Source organism: Pseudomonas sp. TH34, from assembly GCF_016650865.1.
In the GTDB taxonomy this organism is placed as follows: Bacteria; Pseudomonadota; Gammaproteobacteria; order Pseudomonadales; family Pseudomonadaceae; genus Aquipseudomonas; species Aquipseudomonas yamanorum.
This window is the reverse complement of sequence record NZ_JAEKFB010000029.1, coordinates 254769-273559: the sequence shown is the minus strand read 5'-3', so window position 1 is coordinate 273559 and position 18791 is coordinate 254769. Positions and strand designations below refer to the sequence as shown.

21 protein-coding genes and 1 pseudogene are annotated in these 18791 nt (G+C 61.8%); 6 read left to right on the top strand and 16 right to left on the bottom strand.

The window, feature by feature from the left end; genetic code table 11:
• Positions 1 to 18: 18 nt before the first annotated feature.
• The 8 genes and pseudogenes from hemW to JFU58_RS22255 form a co-directional block, all read right to left on the bottom strand.
• Entirely contained in the window at positions 19 to 1221 is a 1203-nt protein-coding gene (gene hemW, locus JFU58_RS22290) for a radical SAM family heme chaperone HemW (protein ID WP_242488310.1), read from the bottom strand.
• Positions 1218 to 1814 (bottom strand): RdgB/HAM1 family non-canonical purine NTP pyrophosphatase, encoded by a 597-nt coding sequence (gene rdgB / locus JFU58_RS22285; RefSeq protein ID WP_093204057.1) that lies wholly within the window; start codon positions 1812 to 1814, stop codon positions 1218 to 1220. Before rdgB ends, hemW begins: the two co-directional genes overlap by 4 nt.
• Positions 1811 to 2245, bottom strand: a complete 435-nt coding sequence (locus tag JFU58_RS22280; protein WP_017476526.1) for a DUF4426 domain-containing protein — start codon at positions 2243 to 2245, stop codon at positions 1811 to 1813. Before JFU58_RS22280 ends, rdgB begins: the two co-directional genes overlap by 4 nt.
• A 21-nt stretch (positions 2246 to 2266) precedes the next feature.
• Positions 2267 to 2887, bottom strand: a complete 621-nt coding sequence (gene metW / locus JFU58_RS22275) for a methionine biosynthesis protein MetW (protein ID WP_076012994.1) — start codon at positions 2885 to 2887, stop codon at positions 2267 to 2269.
• A gap of 25 nt (positions 2888 to 2912) precedes the next feature.
• Positions 2913 to 4054 (bottom strand): annotated as a pseudogene (metX, locus tag JFU58_RS22270) (homoserine O-succinyltransferase MetX).
• Between the two features lie 229 nt (positions 4055 to 4283).
• Positions 4284 to 4871, bottom strand: a complete 588-nt coding sequence (locus JFU58_RS22265; RefSeq protein WP_017476523.1) for a YggT family protein — start codon at positions 4869 to 4871, stop codon at positions 4284 to 4286.
• A 24-nt stretch (positions 4872 to 4895) separates the two neighbouring features.
• Positions 4896 to 5714 (bottom strand): pyrroline-5-carboxylate reductase, encoded by an 819-nt coding sequence (gene proC / locus JFU58_RS22260; RefSeq protein WP_063026514.1) that lies wholly within the window; start codon positions 5712 to 5714, stop codon positions 4896 to 4898.
• Between the two features lie 33 nt (positions 5715 to 5747).
• Positions 5748 to 6434: a YggS family pyridoxal phosphate-dependent enzyme gene (locus JFU58_RS22255; RefSeq protein WP_201142318.1), complete on the bottom strand. Its 687-nt coding sequence runs from the start codon at positions 6432 to 6434 to the stop codon at positions 5748 to 5750.
• Positions 6435 to 6491: 57 nt separating this feature from the next.
• Between JFU58_RS22255 and JFU58_RS22250 the strand changes: the two genes are divergently transcribed.
• Positions 6492 to 7526 (top strand): type IV pilus twitching motility protein PilT, encoded by a 1035-nt coding sequence (locus JFU58_RS22250; RefSeq protein ID WP_201142316.1) that lies wholly within the window; start codon positions 6492 to 6494, stop codon positions 7524 to 7526.
• 142 nt (positions 7527 to 7668) lie between these two features.
• Here JFU58_RS22250 and JFU58_RS22245 read toward each other — a convergent pair whose 3' ends face one another.
• Positions 7669 to 8304, bottom strand: coding sequence for a C40 family peptidase (locus JFU58_RS22245; protein ID WP_032868331.1), 636 nt, complete (start codon positions 8302 to 8304; stop codon positions 7669 to 7671).
• Positions 8305 to 8553: 249 nt separating this feature from the next.
• Between JFU58_RS22245 and JFU58_RS22240 the strand changes: the two genes are divergently transcribed.
• Complete coding sequence (locus JFU58_RS22240) at positions 8554 to 8982, top strand: NINE protein (protein ID WP_003213752.1); 429 nt, start codon at positions 8554 to 8556, stop codon at positions 8980 to 8982.
• A 147-nt stretch (positions 8983 to 9129) separates the two neighbouring features.
• On the opposite strand, the gene JFU58_RS22235 is transcribed toward JFU58_RS22240, so the two are convergent.
• The 7 genes from JFU58_RS22235 to gshB form a co-directional block, all read right to left on the bottom strand.
• Positions 9130 to 10401 carry a dihydroorotase gene (locus JFU58_RS22235; RefSeq protein WP_063026517.1) on the bottom strand — a complete coding sequence of 424 codons (1272 nt, stop codon included), beginning with the start codon at positions 10399 to 10401 and terminating at the stop codon, positions 9130 to 9132.
• The gene (locus tag JFU58_RS22230) at positions 10398 to 11402 is read right to left on the bottom strand and encodes an aspartate carbamoyltransferase catalytic subunit (protein WP_201142314.1); all 1005 of its coding nucleotides are present in this window, start codon (positions 11400 to 11402) and stop codon (positions 10398 to 10400) included. The genes JFU58_RS22235 and JFU58_RS22230 overlap by 4 nt, the downstream gene beginning before the upstream one ends.
• A 24-nt stretch (positions 11403 to 11426) precedes the next feature.
• Positions 11427 to 11933 carry a bifunctional pyr operon transcriptional regulator/uracil phosphoribosyltransferase PyrR gene (gene pyrR, locus JFU58_RS22225; protein WP_003213746.1) on the bottom strand — a complete coding sequence of 169 codons (507 nt, stop codon included), beginning with the start codon at positions 11931 to 11933 and terminating at the stop codon, positions 11427 to 11429.
• A gap of 84 nt (positions 11934 to 12017) precedes the next feature.
• Positions 12018 to 12455, bottom strand: coding sequence for a Holliday junction resolvase RuvX (ruvX, locus tag JFU58_RS22220; RefSeq protein WP_003213744.1), 438 nt, complete (start codon positions 12453 to 12455; stop codon positions 12018 to 12020).
• Entirely contained in the window at positions 12455 to 13024 is a 570-nt protein-coding gene (locus JFU58_RS22215; protein WP_063026519.1) for a YqgE/AlgH family protein, read from the bottom strand. The genes ruvX and JFU58_RS22215 overlap by 1 nt, the downstream gene beginning before the upstream one ends.
• Positions 13025 to 13091: 67 nt before the next feature.
• Positions 13092 to 13991, bottom strand: coding sequence for an energy transducer TonB (locus tag JFU58_RS22210; protein ID WP_017476513.1), 900 nt, complete (start codon positions 13989 to 13991; stop codon positions 13092 to 13094).
• A gap of 77 nt (positions 13992 to 14068) precedes the next feature.
• Positions 14069 to 15022 carry a glutathione synthase gene (gene gshB / locus JFU58_RS22205; RefSeq protein ID WP_010167673.1) on the bottom strand — a complete coding sequence of 318 codons (954 nt, stop codon included), beginning with the start codon at positions 15020 to 15022 and terminating at the stop codon, positions 14069 to 14071.
• A gap of 239 nt (positions 15023 to 15261) precedes the next feature.
• Between gshB and pilG the strand changes: the two genes are divergently transcribed.
• From pilG to JFU58_RS22185, 4 genes are read left to right on the top strand one after another with little or no spacing between them, the layout of a single operon-like run.
• Positions 15262 to 15669, top strand: a complete 408-nt coding sequence (gene pilG, locus JFU58_RS22200) for a twitching motility response regulator PilG (RefSeq protein ID WP_003213736.1) — start codon at positions 15262 to 15264, stop codon at positions 15667 to 15669.
• A gap of 48 nt (positions 15670 to 15717) precedes the next feature.
• Positions 15718 to 16083 (top strand): twitching motility response regulator PilH, encoded by a 366-nt coding sequence (pilH, locus tag JFU58_RS22195; protein ID WP_017476512.1) that lies wholly within the window; start codon positions 15718 to 15720, stop codon positions 16081 to 16083.
• 12 nt (positions 16084 to 16095) lie between these two features.
• Complete coding sequence (locus JFU58_RS22190; RefSeq protein ID WP_063026522.1) at positions 16096 to 16620, top strand: chemotaxis protein CheW; 525 nt, start codon at positions 16096 to 16098, stop codon at positions 16618 to 16620.
• Positions 16617 to 18668, top strand: coding sequence for a methyl-accepting chemotaxis protein (locus JFU58_RS22185; protein WP_177025597.1), 2052 nt, complete (start codon positions 16617 to 16619; stop codon positions 18666 to 18668). Before JFU58_RS22190 ends, JFU58_RS22185 begins: the two co-directional genes overlap by 4 nt.
• Positions 18669 to 18791 lie beyond the last annotated feature (123 nt).

Below are 18791 nucleotides of genomic sequence, written 5' to 3'. Positions count from 1 at the left end.
CGATTTCCTTAAGAGCAATCAGCTCAAAAACTTCTGCAGCAGGTCATTGAGAAAGAGTTGCCCGCGGTCGGTGGCCGCCAGGCGTGACGGTTCGACCTGCATTAAGCCACTTTGTTCTGCCTCACGACGGGCCTCATCGAGACTCGCCAGCTCAAGGCCGGTGCGCTCGGCGTAAAGCCTGGCTTCGACGCCGTCGGTGAGGCGCAGGGCGTTCATCAGGAACTCGAACGGTAACTCTTCGTTGGTCAGTTCTTTCGCGCCGGCCTGGTAGTTTTTCGCCGGGTTGAGGTAGTCCTTCGGTGCGCGGGTTTTCCAGGTGCGCACGATGCGCCCGTCCGGGTGGCTGAGCTTGCCGTGGGCACCGGCACCGATGCCGATAAAATCGCCAAAGCTCCAGTAGTTCAGGTTGTGCCGCGCCGGCCGGCCCGGTTGGGCGTAGGCCGAGACTTCGTACTGGGCGTAACCGTGTTCGGCAAGCAACGCCTGGCCGGCTTCCTGAATGTCCCACAGGGTGTCGTCTTCCGGCAGCACGGGCGGCTGGTTCCAGAACACGGTGTTGGGTTCCAGGGTCAGTTGATACCAGGACAGGTGCGTGGGCTTGAGGGCAATGGCCTGGCGCAGGTCGCTCAGGGCGTCGTCCAGGGACTGATCGGGCAAGCCGTGCATCAGGTCCAGGTTGAAGTTGTCGAACCCGGCCTGGCGCGCCATCCCGGCGGCACGCACGGCTTCGTCACCGTTGTGGATACGGCCCAGGGCTTCGAGTTTTTCCTGCTGGAAACTCTGGATACCAATCGACAGCCGATTGATCCCCAGCTTGCGGTACGCCACGAACTTCTCTTGCTCGAAGGTGCCGGGGTTGGCTTCCAGGGTGATCTCGATGTCGCTGGCAAACGGGATGCGCGCTTCCACGCCCTTGAGCAACCGGCCCAGCGCAGTGGCGCTGAACAGGCTCGGGGTGCCGCCGCCGAAAAAGATCGAACTCAGCTCACGGCCATACACCGCGTGCAGGTCCTGATCGAGGTCGGCCAGCAATGCGTCGACGTACTCTTCTTCCGGCAGCACCTTGCTGACGGTGTGGGAGTTGAAGTCGCAATAGGGGCATTTGCGCACGCACCACGGGATGTGGATGTACAGCGCCAGGGGCGGCAGGTGAGGCAGGGCTGCCCGAGGTGTTTGCGCGCCACCGAGAATCAGTGGCTGCGCGGAGGTGTTCTGGGTCATTTCAGTCCCAGACGCTGGCGCAGCAAATCCATTGCGCGAGCACGGTGGCTGATCTGGTTTTTGTCGGCCGGGCTGAGTTCGGCACTGGAGACATTGCGCTCCGGCACCCAGAACAGCGGGTCGTAGCCAAAGCCGTGCTCGCCGCTGGCCGCGTGCAGGATACGACCGTGCCACAGGCCTTCACAGAGGATCGGCAGTGGATCATCGGCGTGACGCACCAGGGCCAGTACGCAGACGAACTGTGCGCCGCGCTTCGCGTCGGGCACGTCCTTGAGGGCGTCGAGCAGTTTGGCGTTGTTGGCCGCATCGCCTTTGCCGTCGGCGTAACGCGCCGAGTAGATGCCTGGGGCACCACCGAGGAAATCCACGGCCAAGCCCGAATCATCGGCCAGTGCCGGCAGGCCGGAAATGCGCGCAGCATTACGGGCCTTGAGGATGGCGTTCTCGACGAACGAAAGGCCGGTCTCTTCCGGCTCTACCTGGCTGAACTCGCCAATCGAGCGCAATTGCACCGAGTCGCCGAGCATGGCCTGGAGTTCTTTGAGCTTGCCGGCGTTATGGCTGGCCAGTACGAGTTGTGTGAGGTTCATCATTCGGCCGGAAACAGTTCCTGGTTGAAACTGAAACCGTGGGCTTTGCCACCGGTTTCAACGTTGATGGTGAAAATCTTGGTTTCCTGCTGCGGCACCGGGTACTGGGCGACGTAAAGCGTAGAACCTTTCTGGGTAATTTTCTTGAACGTCAGCATCTCGCTCTTGCCGCTCAGGTCTTTGATCGTGCCGGTGACGGTGGCGTCTATCGATTCGACGCCCTTGTTCACAAACACATTGATCATGCCCAGCTCTTTGCTGCGTACGATCCCGGCTTCCTGGGCCATTTCCGGTGTCAGGAAACTGGTGGTCAGGGTGTTGTAGTGCACCGTGATATCGCCGAATTCTTTCTGGCGATTACCATCGATAACATCCGCCGCCATAGCGCTGACGCTCAGGCACGCGGTGAGTAAAAAAGTAGCCAAACGACTCATGTTCGTCCTCCTTGAAAATGGTTAGACGGCAATCTGGTGGTCCGTCAGGCCCGGGCTGCTGACCCGGTAGATCCCGATCTCACCCAGCAGGTTGGGCCATAGCTTACTCGCCCAGCCGTGACGGTGCTGTTGATCGACCGCAAGGCGGTTGATGACTTTGGCTTCGCGCTCGCTGCACAGCGCTTCGAAGTCTTCGAAGGTGCAGAAGTGGATGTTGGGCGTGTTGTACCAGGTGTAGGGCAGGAAATCCGACACCGGCATGCGGCCCTTGGTGGCCAGGTACCAGCGGCAGCGCCAGTGGCCGAAATTGGGGAAAGTAATGATGCACTGGCGGCCGACCCGCAACATTTCGTCGAGGATCCGGTCCGGGTAGTGCACGGCTTGCAGCGCCTGGGTCATGACCACGATGTCGAAGCTGTTGCTGGCAAAGTTGCCGAGGCCCTTGTCCAGGTCCTGCTCGATCACGTTGATGCCCTTGGCCACGCACTGGGCGATGTTGTCCGGGTCGTTTTCCAGGCCATAGCCGGTGACTTGCTTGTTGTCGCGCAGCCAGCTCAGCAGTTCGCCATCGCCGCAACCCAGGTCGAGCACGCGGCTGCCGGCGGGGATCCAGTCTTGGATGATTTCCAGGTCGGCTCTCATGGCGTTCTCCCAAAGCGTAAGCAATTCATATAAGCGCTATTCGGTTCATGTAGTTGCTAAAGGCCTGTAGGTAGCGCGGGATCGGGATCAGGAAGGCGTCGTGGCCTTGCGGTGCGTCGATCTCCAGGTAGCAGACGTCTTTCTTCGCGGCCATCAGCGCATCCACCAGTTCTCGCGAGCGGGCCGGGGAGAAGCGCCAGTCGGTGGTGAACGACATCACGCAGAACTTGGCGGTGGCCGCCTCGAAGGTGCGCGCCAGGTCATCGTCGAAGTTCGCCGCCGGGTCGAAGTAGTCCAGGGCCTTGGTCATCAGCAGGTAGGTGTTGGCGTCGAAACGCCCGGAAAACTCCTCACCCTGATAACGCAGGTAGCTCTCGACCTGGAACTCGACGCTGTGGAAGTCGTAGTTGAGCTTCTCGCTCTTGAGGCCACGGCCGAACTTCTCGCCCATGGAGTCATCCGACAGGTAGGTGATGTGCCCTACCATGCGCGCGAGCATCAGGCCGCGCTTGGGGATCACCCCCGCTTCCTGGAACGAACCGCCGTGGAACTCCGGGTCGGTGAGGATCGCCTGGCGCGCCACTTCGTTGAAGGCGATGTTCTGCGCCGACAGCTTGGGGGCCGAAGCGATGGCCAGGCAATGGCGCACGCGGTCCGGGTAGGTGATGGTCCATTGCAGGGCCTGCATGCCGCCCAGGCTGCCGCCGATTACCGCGGCCCATTGGGCGATGCCCAGTACGTCGGCCAGGCGCGCCTGGCTGTGCACCCAGTCTTCCACGGTCAGTACCGGGAAATCCGCGCCAAACGGCTTGCCGGTTTCCGGGTTGAGGCTGCTGGGGCCAGTGGAGCCGTTGCAGCCGCCGAGGTTGTTCAGGCTGACGACGAAGAACTTGTTGGTGTCGATCGGTTTGCCCGGGCCGATGCAGCTGTCCCACCAGCCGGGCTTGCGCTCGTCCATGCTGTGGAAACCTGCAGCGTGGTGATGGCCGGACAAGGCGTGGCAGATCAGCACGGCATTGCTGCCCGTGGCGTTCAGTTGGCCGTAGGTTTCATAGATCAGGTCGTAGGCGGGCAGCGAACGGCCGCAGGCCAGGGCCAGCGGTTCGCTGAAGTGCGCCACTTGGGGCACGACCAGTCCAACAGAATCGGGGGGAAGGCAGCTGGCATCGACCCTGCTCTCGTTTAAATGAGGCGTAAGTCTAAAGACCGCTGCACCCAGCGGCAAGCAAAGGCCTGCTGCTGGTGTTTTTAAGGCTTTTTGTGGCTAGGGAGCTTGCTCCCGCTGGAGCGCGAAGCGGTCCCAGTCCGGCTGCCGCAATTTTGCAGATGCAACGCGGTCGGCCTTTTGGGGCTGCTGCGCAGCCCAGCGGGAGCAAGCTCCCTCGCCACATTGTCGTCAGATCAGACCGAACAGTTCTTTGGGCATGAATGCGTAGAAAGCCAGGCGCGGAATCACCCAGCTTTGCAGCAGCTGAATCGCGATAAACGCGAAGATCGGCGAGATATCCAGGCCACCCAGGTTCGGTATCAGGCGGCGGAACGGTGCCAGCACCGGTTCAGTGATCTGCCCCACCAACTCTGCGCCAGGGCTGCGGCTACCCGGAGCGACCCAAGACAGGATCACGCTGATGATCATCGACCAGAAAATGATCTTCAAAAACAGCGAGAAAATCCCGATCAAGGCCCACGGCAGCAACAGCAGCGTGGTGGCCTGGTAGCCGTTGAGCAGCAAGATGACCGCGAACAGCAGGATTTGCAGGAGCAGCGCCAGCACCAGTGAGGACATGTCCAGGCCGAACATGCTCGGGATTACCCGGCGCAGTGGCTTGAGCAGCGGTTGCGTGGCCTTCACCACGAACTGGCACAGCGGGTTGTAGAAGTTCGCCCGCACCAGTTGCAGGATAAAACGCATCAGCACGATCAGCAGGTACAGGCTGCCCAGGGTCTGGATGATGAAAATGGCAGCGTCATTGATTCCGAGCATGTTTAATTCCTATGTGGGGGACAACTATTTGCCCAGCTGCTCGGCCATTTCGGCCGAACGATGTGCTGCGGCACCCAGTGCTTTTTCCACCAGGGCTTCAAAGCCCCCGGCCTGGAACGATTCGATTGCCGCTTGGGTGGTGCCGCCCGGCGAGGTCACGCGACGGCGCAACTCGGCGGCGTCGACATCACTGGTCACGGCCATCTGCGCGGCGCCCAGTGCGGTTTGCTCGGCCAATTGCTCGGCGACTTCCTGTGGCAGGCCGAGTTTCACGCCAGCAGCGGTCATGGCCTCGATCAGCAGGAAGAAATACGCCGGGCCACTGCCGGACACGGCGGTGACAGCGTCCAGTTGCTGCTCGTGTTCCAGCCACACGGCGATACCCACGGCGGATAGCAGCTCCTGTGCCTGATCACGCTGTTGGGCAGTGACTTCGGACGTGGCGTACAAGCCGCTCACGCCCTTGCGCAGCAGCGCCGGGGTGTTGGGCATGCAACGCACAATCGGCTGGGCGCCGAGCCAGTGGGTCATGCTGGCGCAGGTGATGCCGGCGGCGATGGACACCACCAGTTGATGGGGCTTGAGGCTTGGGCGCAGGCTTTCGCACACGGCTTTCATGGCTTGTGGCTTAACCGCCAGCACCACCACGTCCACGCCTTCAATCGCTTCTGCGTTGTCGGCGAAGGTGTCGATGCCGTGCTCGGCGCTGACGCGGGCGCGAGTATCGGCGCCCGGGTCGCTGGCGCGAATCTGTTGTGCTTCCAGGCCCTTGGCCCGCAGGCCGCCGATCAGGCTGGCCGCCATGTTGCCGGCGCCGATAAAGGCAATACGCGTGTTGCTCATGACAGGTCCTTATTCAAATGGAAGTCAGCCATTTCACGGCTGGCCGTAGTCGCGGGCACCAAACAGGGCAGTACCGATCCGCACCCAGGTGGCCCCTTGGGCGATGGCCGACTCAAGGTCATGGCTCATGCCCATGGAAAGTGTATCGAGCCCCAGGTTCAGGCTCGCTTGCAGGTCGCGTACGGTGGCGAAGGCTGCGTCCTGCTCTGCACGGTCGTCGGTTGGCTCGGGGATCGCCATCAAGCCACGCAGCTTCAGGCGCGGCAGGGCGCTGATGGCTTCGGCCAGGGCGGGCAGGTCGGCGGGTGTACAGCCGGACTTGCTGGCTTCGCCACTGACGTTGACCTGAATGCAGATATTCAGCGGCGGCAGGTCAGCCGGGCGTTGCTCGGACAGGCGTTGTGCGATTTTCAGGCGGTCCACGGAATGCACCCAAGCGAAGTTCTCGGCGATCGCACGAGTCTTGTTCGATTGAATGGGGCCGATGAAGTGCCAACTCAAGGGCAGGTCGGTTAATTCGGCCTGTTTGCCCAGGGCTTCCTGCAGATAGTTCTCACCAAAATCACGCAGCCCGGCGGCATAGGCTTCGCGCACGGCTTGTGCGGGTTTGGTCTTGCTCACGGCCAGCAGGTGCACGCTGCCTGCGTCGCGCTGCGCGGCCTGGGTGGCGGCACGGATCCGCTCGGAAACCAGGCCGATGTTGTCTGCTATGGTCGACATTCAAGTTGCGCCCGTGGATATGGAGTCCGCGGCATTCTACTGGAAATGGAAAGCCCTATGGATATCACTGAACTGCTGGCTGCCGGCGTACGCCGGCGGGCCTCGGACCTGCATCTGTCGGCCGGGTTGGCGCCGATGCTGCGAGTTGATGGCGAAGTCTGGCCTCTCGACTGGCCGGTGCTTGAACCTACGCAAATCGCGGAGTTACTCAGCCCCTTGCTGAACAATCATCAGCAAAAGGATTTCGAAACATCTCTTGAAACGGATTTTGCCTTCGAGTTACCCGAGGTGGCGCGGTTTCGGGTGAATGTGTTCCAGCAGCACCGGGGCATGGGCGCCGTGTTTCGTACCATTCCCTCAACGGTGCAGAGTTTGGAAAGCCTCGGGTTGGGCGAGGTGTTCCGGCGCATCGCGGACCTGCCTCGGGGGCTGGTACTGGTCACCGGGCCGACCGGTTCCGGCAAGTCCACCACCCTGGCGGCGATGATCGATTACCTCAACACCCATCGTCGCCACCACATCCTCACCCTCGAAGACCCGATCGAGTTCATCCATCAACCGAAAAACGCCCTGATCAACCAGCGGCAGGTGCATCGCGACACCCATAGCTTCTCGGCCGCCCTGCGATCGGCATTGCGGGAGGACCCGGATGTGATCCTGGTGGGCGAATTGCGGGATCTGGAAACCATTCGGCTCGCACTCACGGCGGCGGAAACCGGGCATCTGGTGTTCGGCACGCTGCACACCACGTCGGCGGCTAAAACCGTGGATCGAGTGGTGGATGTGTTTCCGGCAGGGGAAAAGGCCATGGTCCGCTCGATGCTCTCGGAGTCATTGCAGGCGGTGGTGTCTCAGGTGCTGGTGAAGAAAGTCGGCGGCGGGCGGGTGGCGGTGCATGAAATCATGCTGGGTACACCGGCGATCCGTAACCTGATCCGCGAGGACAAGGTGGCGCAGATGTACTCGGCGATCCAGACCGGTGGGGCGCTGGGGATGACGACGCTGGACATGAGCTTGAAGGCGTTGGTCAGCCAGGGGCTGATCAGCCGGGAACATGCGCGGGAGAAGGCGAGGGTGCCTGGGGATATTTGAGGTCGCGTGGGCGCTGAAAAACTAATGTGGGAGTCGGGCTTGCTCGCGAATGCGGTGTATCAGTCAAGCATGTATCGACTGACACTCCGCATTCGCGAGCAAGCCCGCTCCCACACAAGCCCGCTCCCAAGTCGGCCGGGTATCAGCGCTGCACTATCCGCAGATTGTTCTGCTCTTTAGGCAGGACACGCTTGGCAATCACGTAGTTCTTGTCCCAGAACGGCTTCTTCAGCGTATCGATGCTCACGGACTTGCCACGACGCGGTGCGTGGATAAAACGGTCGTTGCCTAGGTAAATGGCAACGTGGTTGACCTGGCGGCTCTTCAGTTTGAAGAACAGCAGGTCACCCGGTTTCAAGTCCTTGCGCTCAACCTTCAGCCCGTGGCCGGCGGCCATGGCGTTGGAAGTGCGCGGCAAATCCACGGCTTTTACGTCGTTAAACGCATATTTCACCAAACCACTGCAGTCGAACCCTTTACTTGGGCTGCTGCCGCCCCAACGATAAGGGGTACCGAGCACGTTGACGGCGCGGCTGAGGACGTTGCTGCTTTGCTTGGTGTTGACGGCCATCAGCCCTGGTGCTGTTTTACCGTGGGCCTTGCTCAGTTGAGTCGGGCGTTTCACGGTCAGCTTCACCGATTTGGCGGAGCTGGTGGTAGCGTGAACTTTAGGGGTGAAACCGTTAACGTTGGGAAGTCGTTGCTCACGATTGGTGGCGTGGGCGGCCAGTGGCATTAATAGGCAGATGGTTAGCCATGTCTTGAAAAATGGTCGCATTAGGCGTGGCTCTTTTTGGTTTGCGCGCAACTTTATAACAGCTTTTTGTGTCGTTCTAAGGCCGTTTGTCGACTGAACCCTGGGGTCAAATTCAGGAAAAACGCGACGAATTGCCGCTATTGTCCTACTCAGGTCAGGTGGCATAAGGCTTTGCGGGAAGGAAGATACCATTTGCCGTGCGTCGGGCGCCCGTAAAAAAGTCACAAAGAAAATGAAAAAATTTATCTATCGAGGCAAAAGAGGTACTCCATGAACACCTATCGACAGGATGTTTCGCAACAAGACACCCACAGCAAGGTGATCGGTTACCTGCTCTGGATTTTCGGTTTTACCGGTGCTCACCGCTTTTATTACGGCAAGCCGGTGACCGGGACGATCTGGTTTTTCACCTTCGGTTTGTTCGGGATCGGCTGGCTGATCGACTTGTTCCTGATTCCGGCAATGGACCGGGAAGCGGACCTGCGATTTACGGCCGGGCCGATTGAATACAACGTGGCCTGGATCCTGTTGGCGTTCCTGGGCGTGTTCGGGTTGCACCGCATGTATCAGGGCAAATGGATCAGCGGGATCATTTACTTGCTGACTGGGGGCTTGTTCCTGATCGGTGTGTTGTATGACTTCTGGACGTTGAATACGCAGATTTCGATCCGCAATGCCGAGCGCAACGGCGGTCGTTAAGCCTCACACAAATCCCATGTAGGCACGGTCAATGTGGGAGTCGGGCTTGCCCGCGATAGCATCGCCTCGGTGCATCAGATACACCGAGGTGCCCGCATCGCAGGCAAGCCAGCTCCCACACTGACTGTGCCCACTCTGGATCGGTTTTCAGGCCTGGTAGCTGATCCGCCCATCCACCAAGGTGTACCGCACAGTCGCCGGCAGGCTATGGCCGATGAACGGGCAGTTCTCACCCTTGGACAGCCAGTGCTCCCCGGCAATCGTGGAGCTGGCCGGATCAAACAGCACCAGGTCCGCCGCCGAACCCACTGCCAACTTGCCCGCCGGCAGGCGCAGGGCCTCGGCAGGGCCTGCACTGAGGCGCGCCAGCAGCGTCGGCAGGTCCAGCAAGCCATCCTCCACCAATGTCATTGCCAGCGGCAGCAACAGCTCGACGCTGCTGATACCCGGTTCCGTCGCGCCGAACGGCGCCAGCTTGGCGTCACGCTCGTGGGGTTGGTGATGGCTGGAAATCGCCGAAACCACCCCGGACTTCACCGCCGCCCGCAAACCGTCACGGTCAGCGCGAGTACGCAGGGGTGGCTGCACGTGATACAGGCTGGAGAAGTCGATCAGCGCCTCGTCCGTCAAAATCAGCTGATACAACGCCACATCCGCCGTCACCGGCAAACCGCGGGCTTGGGCCTGAGCGATCAGGGCCACGCCGCGAGCGCTGGTCAACTGGCTGAAGTGCGCACGCACGCCGCTTTGCTCCACCAGCAGCAGGTCCCGGGCCAGGGCCACGGTCTCGGCGGTTTCCGGGATGCCCGGCAGGCCGAGGAAGCTGGCGGTGGCGCCTTCGTGGGCCAGGCCGCCTTCGGCCAGGTCGCGGTCCTGGGAGTGGAAAATCACCGTCAGGTCGAAGGTCGCTGCATATTCCAGGGCGCGGCACAGGGTGCGGGTGCTGCGAAAGCTCTCCAGACCGTTGCCAAAGGCCACACAGCCAGCGTCGCGCAAGGCGATCAGCTCGGCCAACTGTTCACCGTCCAGGCCTTTGCTCAGGGCGCCGATGGGGAACACTTTGCAGTTACCGGCTTCGCGGGCGCGGTCGAGGATCAGCTCGGTCACGGCCGAGGTGTCCAGCACCGGCTTGGTGTGGGGCGGGCAGCACAGGCTGGTGACGCCGCCGGCTGCGGCGGCGCGGGTTTCGCTGGCGATGCTGCCTTTGCGGCTGTAACCCGGTTCGCGCAGGGCGACGTTCAGGTCCACCAGCCCGGGCGCGGCGATCAGGCCTTTGGCGTCGATGGTTTCACTGGCGCTGAAGCCTGCGGGTGCGGCGCCGATGGCAATGATCTTGCCGGCTTCCAGATGCAGATCGGTGACTTGATCCAGGCCGCTGGCCGGATCGATGACTCGGGCGCCGAGAATGCTGAGCTTCACTGGGCGTTCTCCTGCTCGAATTGACGTTGTGCGGTTTGCCCGCTCATGGCCATGGACAACACGGCCATGCGGACGGCGATGCCGTAGGTCACCTGGTTGAGAATCACCGACTGCGGGCCGTCGGCCACTGCCGACTCAATCTCCACCCCTCGGTTGATCGGCCCCGGGTGCATCACGATGGCATCCGGCTTGGCGCCGGCCAGGCGCGCGGTGGTCAGGCCGAACAGGCGATAGAACTCGCCTTCGCTCGGCAACAGGCCGCCCGCCATGCGCTCGCGCTGCAGGCGCAGCATGATCACCACGTCCACATCCTCGAGGCCTTCGGTCATGTCGGTGTAGACCTTCACGCCGTACTGCTCGATGCCGATCGGCAGCAGGGTTTTGGGGGCGATCACGCGGATGTCCGGGCAACCCAGGGCTTTCAGGGCCAGCATGTTCGAGCGCGCTACCCGCGAGTGCAGGATGTCGCCGACGATGGCCACCGAGAGGTTTTCAAAGCTGCCCTTGTGCCGGCGGATAGTCAGCATGTCGAGCATGCCTTGGGTCGGGTGGGCGTGACGGCCGTCGCCGCCGTTGATGATCGCCACGTTCGGGCACACGTGCTCGGCGATGAAGTGCGCAGCACCGGAGTCGCCGTGGCGCACCACGAACATGTCGGCGGCCATGGCTTCCAGGTTGCGCAGGGTGTCGAGCAGGGTTTCGCCCTTGCTCGCCGACGAGGTGGACACGTTCAGGGTGATCACGTCGGCCGACAGGCGCTGGGCCGCCAGCTCAAAGGTGGTGCGGGTGCGGGTCGAGTTCTCGAAGAACACGTTGCAGATGGTCTTGCCGCGTAACAGCGGGACTTTTTTCACCGCCCGACCGCCGACTTCGAGGAACGAGTCGGCCGTGTCGAGGATTTCGGTGAGCAGTTCGCGGGGCAAGCCGTCGAGGGACAGGAAGTGTTGCAGCTGGCCCTGAGCATTGAGCTGCAGCGGGCGCTTGGCATCTAGAGGCGTCATCGCGGGGACTCTTTACAAGGCGGTTTAAAGGGCAAGGTCTTGCAGTTCGAGTTCGAGCGGCGTGGGACCGGACAATTTTACCCGCTGGTGGGCTTCCAGGGACAGGGTGGCACCGACCACGTCCGGGCTGATCGGCAATTCACCGGCATCCAGGTCCAGCAGGCAGACCAGCGTCACGCTGGCCGGGCGGCCGTAGTCGAACAGCTCGTTCATGGCGGCGCGGATGGTGCGACCGCTCATCAGGACGTCATCGATCAGCACCAGGTGCTGGCCTTCGATCTCGAACGGCAAGGCCGAAGGACGCACTTGCGGGTGCAGGCCGTTCTGGCTGAAGTCGTCGCGGTAGAAGGACACGTCCAGGGTGCCGAGGGGCGAGTCGCTGCCCAGTTCTTCCAAGAGCGCCTGGGCCACCCACACGCCACCGGTGCGGATGCCGATAAAACGCGGCTCGCTGATGGCGCGGTGTTCCAGGTGCGCCTTGAGGCGGATCGCCATCTGGCTGATCAGGTCGGCGGGATTGGGCAGGCTCATGGTGGCTCCTTCAAGGCCTTGCGCGGCGGGGGTTGCCTGCAAGGTCCGGGCTCAAACGTAAGAAGACGCGGCAAGCCGCGTCAGTCAGGATTCAAATAAAGCGGTGTTTTCATCCAGCCAGCCCTGCAACAGCAAGGCTGCGGCGATGGCATCCACCGGGTTGTCGCGGTAGCTGCCTTTCTGCCCGCCACGATCGCGGCGCTCGCCCTTGGCTTCAAAGGTGGTCAGGCGTTCATCGTGGGTATAGAAGGGCAGGTTGTAGCGGCCATTCAGGCGTCGGGCGAACTTTTCAGCCCGCAGGCACATCTCGCTCGGGGTACCGTCCATGTTCAAGGGCAGGCCGACCACGACGGCGTCGGGCTTCCACTCCTTGATCAGGGCTTCGACCTGGTTCCAGTCCGGCACGCCGTTCTGGGCTTTCAAGGTGCACAGCTCGCGGGCCTGGCCGGTGATGACCTGGCCGACCGCTACGCCGATCTGTTTGGTGCCGTAGTCAAAGCCGAGGATCAGACGCAAGGCCATCAGGCGTGCCCCGCCTGGCTGGTCAACAGGCTGAGGTTGATCCGCAGCTTGGCGGCGGCGGCTTCAAGGCGCAGTTCGCTGGGGGTGTTGAACAGGATGTCGGCGTCAAACGGGCAGGTCAGCCAGGCATTGCTCGCCAGTTCGGCCTCCAGTTGCCCGGCTTCCCAACCGGCGTAGCCCAGGGTGATTACGCTTTGATCAGGCCCGATGCCATCGGCGATGGCGAACAACACATCCTGGGAAGTGGAAAGCGACAGCCCTTCAAGGTCCACGGTCGCCTGGAATTTCGGCCCGGTGGGGTGCAGCACAAAACCCCGGTCAGTCTGCACTGGCCCGCCGATATAGATCGGTACGTGCTGGCAGTTGGCTGGCGGGTCGATGTCCGGGCGCAGTTGCTCGAGGATATCGGCCAGGTTCAGGTCTTGCGGGCGGTTGACCACCAGCCCCATCGCACCATTGGCGGTGTGCTCGACGATGTAGGTCAAGGTCTGCGCAAAGTTCGGGTCGGCCATATGGGGCATGGCGATCAGGAATTGGTGCTTGAGGTAGGTCGGGCTGACATTTTTCATGTCCGCTAGTGTGGCGTTGGAGGGGCGAACTGACAAGCTGAGGATGCGCAGGAAGTCACCGTCAGCGTCAATTGCTCGACAGCCGATCACCTTTGGCAAAGCGCCAGGTGCGAATGATTTCCAGACGGTCGATGTCGTTCAAGTCCCCGGTAAACGGCGCAAAAGGCGCCGCCAGGCGCACGATGCGTTGCGCCGCCTGGTCCAGTAGCGGTTGGCCGGAGGACTCCAGCACCTGCACTTCGTACAAGGTGCCGTCGCGGTTGATCGACACCAGCAGTCGCAAATTGCCGTAGATCTGCTGGCGGCGGGCTTCGTCCGGGTAGTTCAGGTTGCCGATGCGCTCGACCTTCTTGCGCCACTCGTCCTTATACCAGGCGCCTTTGTCGCGCATGGTGGAGGCAGCATTCAGGCGGTAGATCCGCGGGCGCTTGGCGTACAGCTGTTGTTCGTGGGCCAGTTCGGCTTCCAGGCTGGAGATTTCACTGGAGAGTTGCGAGCTATCAAACGTCGGGGCCGGCGGGGCAGGCGTGGGTTCGGTCTTGGCCTTTTCCCGTTGAGTGGGCGCTTTTTGCGGTTTGGGTGCGACGGTAGTGACAGCGGCCTTGGGTGCAGCCTGTTTCACCTCCGGCTTGGGCGCTGGCGGTGGCGTGACCTTATTGACCTTGTTGTCTTGGAACGGCGCCACTTCGGTGGTCTTGGGCACGGCCTTCTTGTCGAGGGTGCCGCTGCCTTGCTGGTTGTCCTGGGCGAGAAAATCAGCCTTCTCGGGCTTCTTTTCGCTTTTGAAGGTGGCGAGGGTGATTTCCAGGGTCTTGGTGATCTGCTTGGGTTCGGCAAAGGTGAAACCCAGGCCGAGGATCAACGCCAGGTGAATCAACGCCGCGAGAAACAGGGTAAATCCGAGCCGATCAGCCGGGCGCACGCCGCTGTGGGAGAGTTCGGGGGGCAGATCGGGCGGGAGCGTCATGACAAGAAAACCAACATCGCGCGTTTCACAGGTGGCGCATGATAACGCAATGTTGGTTTGTGTCCGGCTGTTCTATGTCACTTGGCTTGTAGCTTGGAGGCAATGGCCGCCATCAGCATTTCGCCGATGTTCGTGCCAAATGCATTGTCGATCTCGCGAATACAGGTCGGACTGGTGACGTTGATTTCGGTGAGGTTCTCGCCAATTACGTCCAGTCCTACAAACAGTAGGCCCTTTTCGCGCAGGGTTGGGCCGACTTGGGCGGCAATCCAGCGATCCTTGTCCGTCAGCGGGCGGGCTTCGCCCCGGCCGCCGGCTGCCAGGTTGCCACGGGTCTCGCCGGCTGCCGGAATGCGTGCCAGGCAATAAGGCACCGGCTCGCCATCGATCATCAGGATGCGCTTGTCGCCGTCCTTGATTGCCGGAATATAGGCCTGGCCCATGATCTGCTGGGTGCCCAGCGCGGTCAGGGTTTCCAGGATCACCGACAGGTTCGGGTCGCCCGCACGATGGCGGAAGATCGACGTGCCGCCCATGCCGTCCAGCGGCTTGAGGATCACATCACCGTGCTTGGCGGCGAATTCACGCAGCACATCGGCGCGGCGGCTGACCACGGTGGGCGGTGTGCACTGTGGGAACAAGGTGGCGAACAGCTTTTCATTGCAGTCGCGCAGGCTCTGGGGCTTGTTGACGATCAGCACGCCCGCGCGCTCGGCCTGCTCCAGCAGGTAGGTGGAGTAGACGAACTCCATGTCGAACGGCGGATCCTTGCGCATCAGGATCACGTCGAGGTCGCTCAGGGGGCTGTCGATTTCGTCTTGCAGTTCGAACCACTTCTCAGGGTTGGCAAACACCTGCAGCGGGCGCATCCGCGCCCGCGCTTCACCGTCGCCCTGGTAAAGGTCCGGCTGCTCCATATAGAACAGGCTCCAGCCGCGGGCCTGGGCGGCCAGCAGCATGGCCAGCGAGCTATCCTTTTTATAGGAGATGCTGGCGATAGGGTCCATGACAATGCCGACGCGAACGCTCATGGGGGATTTCCTCTAGCAAATAAGGGCGCATAAAAGTGGCGTCAGAGTGGCGCTGCGGCTGTTGTGGGTCAAGGAAAAACCACCGCGCGGGTCGGCCGATAGATTGCGTTCTGAGACTGTGCTAAAAAGGCTGCCATGGCACATCAGCCCTTGAATTCCGAGGCTTTTGACGCTCGTCCTGTGCAACATCAGGCAGTACACACCGAAAACCTATTCGCTGTGGCGATGGTAGAGCAGATATGGAACAGCATTCCAACGCCTTGAAAGTGATGGTGATCGACGATTCGAAAACGATTCGCCGCACGGCCGAAACACTGTTGAAGAACGTAGGGTGCGACGTCATCACGGCCATCGACGGTTTCGATGCCCTGGCCAAGATTGTTGACCATCACCCGCACATTATCTTTGTCGACATCATGATGCCGCGCCTGGATGGCTATCAGACCTGCGCGCTGGTGAAGAACAACCCGGCGTTCAAGTCGATCCCGGTGATCATGTTGTCTTCCAAGGATGGTCTGTTCGACAAGGCCAAGGGGCGCATCGTCGGTTCTGATCAATTTTTGACCAAGCCTTTCAGCAAGGAAGAACTGCTGAGCGCGATCAAGGCCTATGTACCGGGCTTCGCCGCAGTAGAACAAGCACACTGACGAGGGCCCCCACGAGGGCTGGCGTCTACTAAAGAAGTGGGGATAACCATGGCACGTGTTCTGATCGTCGACGACTCGCCGACTGAAATGTACAAACTGACTGAAATGCTCGAAAAGCATGGTCACGAAGTCCTCAAGGCCCAGAACGGCGGCGACGGCGTCGCGCTGGCCCGCCAGGAAAAGCCTGACGCGGTATTGATGGACATCGTCATGCCGGGCCTCAATGGCTTCCAGGCCACCCGGCAACTGACCAAAGACCCTGAAACCGGGCACATCCCGGTGATCATCATCACCACCAAGGATCAGGAAACCGACAAGATCTGGGGCGAGCGCCAGGGCGCCAAGGATTACCTGACCAAGCCGGTGGACGAAGAAACCCTGATCGCCACCCTGAACAAGGTGCTGGCCGGCTGACGGCACGTTCCCATGACCGAGTCGCAAACCGCCTTCGAGCTGCTGCTGGACATCGACCGCCGCTGCCGCTTGCTGGCCGCCGACCTGCCGTCCCAGGAAACCCGGCTGCACAGCTGGAGCGGGATCGGGTTTCGCCTGGGTGAACACTGGTACGTGGCGCCCATGGGTGAGGTCGCAGAAGTGCTGCACGAACCGCGCTGCACCTTGATGCCGGGGGTCAAGCTGTGGGTCAAGGGCGTGGCCAACCTGCGGGGGCGCTTGCTGCCGGTGATGGATTTGGGCGGGTTCCTCGGCCTTGACCTGTCGGTGGCGCGCAAACAGCGGCGGGTGCTGGTGGTGGAATATCAGGACGTGTTTGTCGGCCTGTTGGTGGACGAGGTGGTGGGCATGCAGCATTTCGCACAAGACGCATTGTCGACGAGCACCGCAGGCGACGCGCCGTTTATCCAGGGCCAGTTCGACGGCGACCAGCTGTGGCAGGTCTTCAGCCCCTTCGCCCTGGCCCAGGCTCCAGGCTTCATGGATGTTGCCGCATGAGTACCGTTACCCCCGCCAAACCCCAGGAAGCGTCCCGCAGCCGCTCGCAGATCATCGTGCTGTTTATCGCGCTGATCGTGTTCATCATGCTGCTGTTCGCCAACTTCGCGTACCTCAATACCCAGTCCACCTACGACAAACAGTACATCGGTCACGCCGGTGAGCTGCGGGTGCTGTCCCAGCGCATCGCCAAGAACGCCACCGAGGCCGCCGCCGGCAAGGCCGCTGCGTTCAAGCTGCTGGCGGATGCGCGCAACGATTTTGCCCAGCGCTGGGGTTACCTGAAAAAAGGTGACCCCGCCACCGGCCTGCCTGCTGCGCCCACCGCCGTGCGTGCGGAAATGCGCGCTGTGCAGACCGACTGGGAAGCGCTGCTGAAAAACGCCGATGCGATTCTGGCCAGCGAGCAAACGGTGCTGTCACTGCATCAAGTGGCCGCGACCCTGGCGGAAACCGTTCCGCAATTGCAGATGGAGTCGGAAAAGGTCGTCGACATCCTCCTGCAGCGCGGTGCTCCGGCCAGCCAGGTGGCGTTGGCCCAGCGCCAATCGTTGCTGGCCGAACGCATCCTCGGCGCAGTGAACACCGTGCTGGCGGGCGACGAAACCGCCGTGCAGGCCGCCGATGCCTTTGGCCGCGATGCCAACCGTTTCGGCGTGGTGCTCAGCGGCATGCTCAACGGCAATCCCGGGCTGCGTATTACCCAGGTTGAAGATCACGACGCCCGCGCCCGGCTGGCGGAGATTTCCGAGCTATTCGAATTCGTCTCCGGCTCCGTGGATGAAATCCTCGAGACTTCGCCGCAGCTGTTCCAGGTGCGCGCCTCGGCGAGCAATATTTTCAACCTGTCGCAAACCCTGCTGGACGAAGCCTCGCACCTGGCCACCGGTTTTGAAAACCTGGCGGACGGGCGCACTTTCGACACCATCGGCGGCTACGTGCTGGGCTTGCTGGCGCTGGCCTCGATCATCCTGATCGGCCTGGTGATGGTCCGCGAGACCAACCGCCAGTTGCGGGAGACCGCCGAGAAGAACGAGCGCAACCAGAACGCGATCATGCGCCTGCTGGACGAGATTGAAGACCTGGCCGACGGCGACCTGACCGTCACCGCCTCGGTCACCGAAGACTTCACCGGCACCATCGCCGACTCCATCAACTATTCCGTGGACCAGCTGCGCGACCTGGTGGCGACCATCAACCTCACCGCCGGCCAGGTGGCTGGCGCGGTGCAGGACACCCAGGCCACCGCGATGCACCTGGCCCAAGCGTCGGAGCATCAGGCGCAGCAGATTGCCGAAGCCTCCACGGCGATCAACCAGATGGCCCAGTCCATCGACCAGGTGTCGGCCAACGCCGCCGAATCGTCGGCAGTGGCCGAGCGTTCGGTAGAGATTGCCAACAAAGGCAATGAGGTGGTGCACAACACCATCCACGGCATGGACAACATTCGCGAACAGATTCAGGACACCGCCAAGCGCATCAAGCGCCTGGGGGAATCGTCCCAGGAGATTGGCGACATCGTCAGCCTGATCGATGACATCGCCGAGCAGACCAACATCCTCGCCCTCAACGCGGCGATCCAGGCGAGCATGGCCGGTGACGCCGGGCGTGGTTTTGCGGTGGTGGCCGATGAAGTACAGCGCCTGGCCGAGCGTTCTTCAGCGGCGACGCGGCAGATCGAAACCCTGGTGCGGGCGATCCAGACGGACACCAACGAAGCGGTGATTTCCATGGAGCAGACCACCACCGAAGTGGTGCGCGGTGCGCGGCTGGCCCAGGACGCCGGCGTGGCGCTGGAAGAGATCGAAGGCGTGTCGAAAACCCTGGCGGCGTTGATCCAAAGTATCTCCAACGCGGCGCAGCAGCAGACGTCGTCGGCAGGGCAGATTTCCCTGACGATGAACGTGATTCAACAGATCACCACTCAGACTTCGTCGGGCTCCACGGCCACTGCCGAGAGCATCGGCAACCTGGCAAAAATGGCCAGTCAGTTGCGGCGGTCGGTGTCGGGGTTCACCTTGCCGGCGGCACGGCAGGTGGATGAATGAAATGCGCCCTCAAGAACCCCACCGAGCCCATGTGGGAGCGGGCTTGCTCGCGAAAGCAGCGTGTCAGTCGATTCATCTTTAGCTGACCCACCGCATTCGCGAGCAAGCCCGCTCCCACAGTTG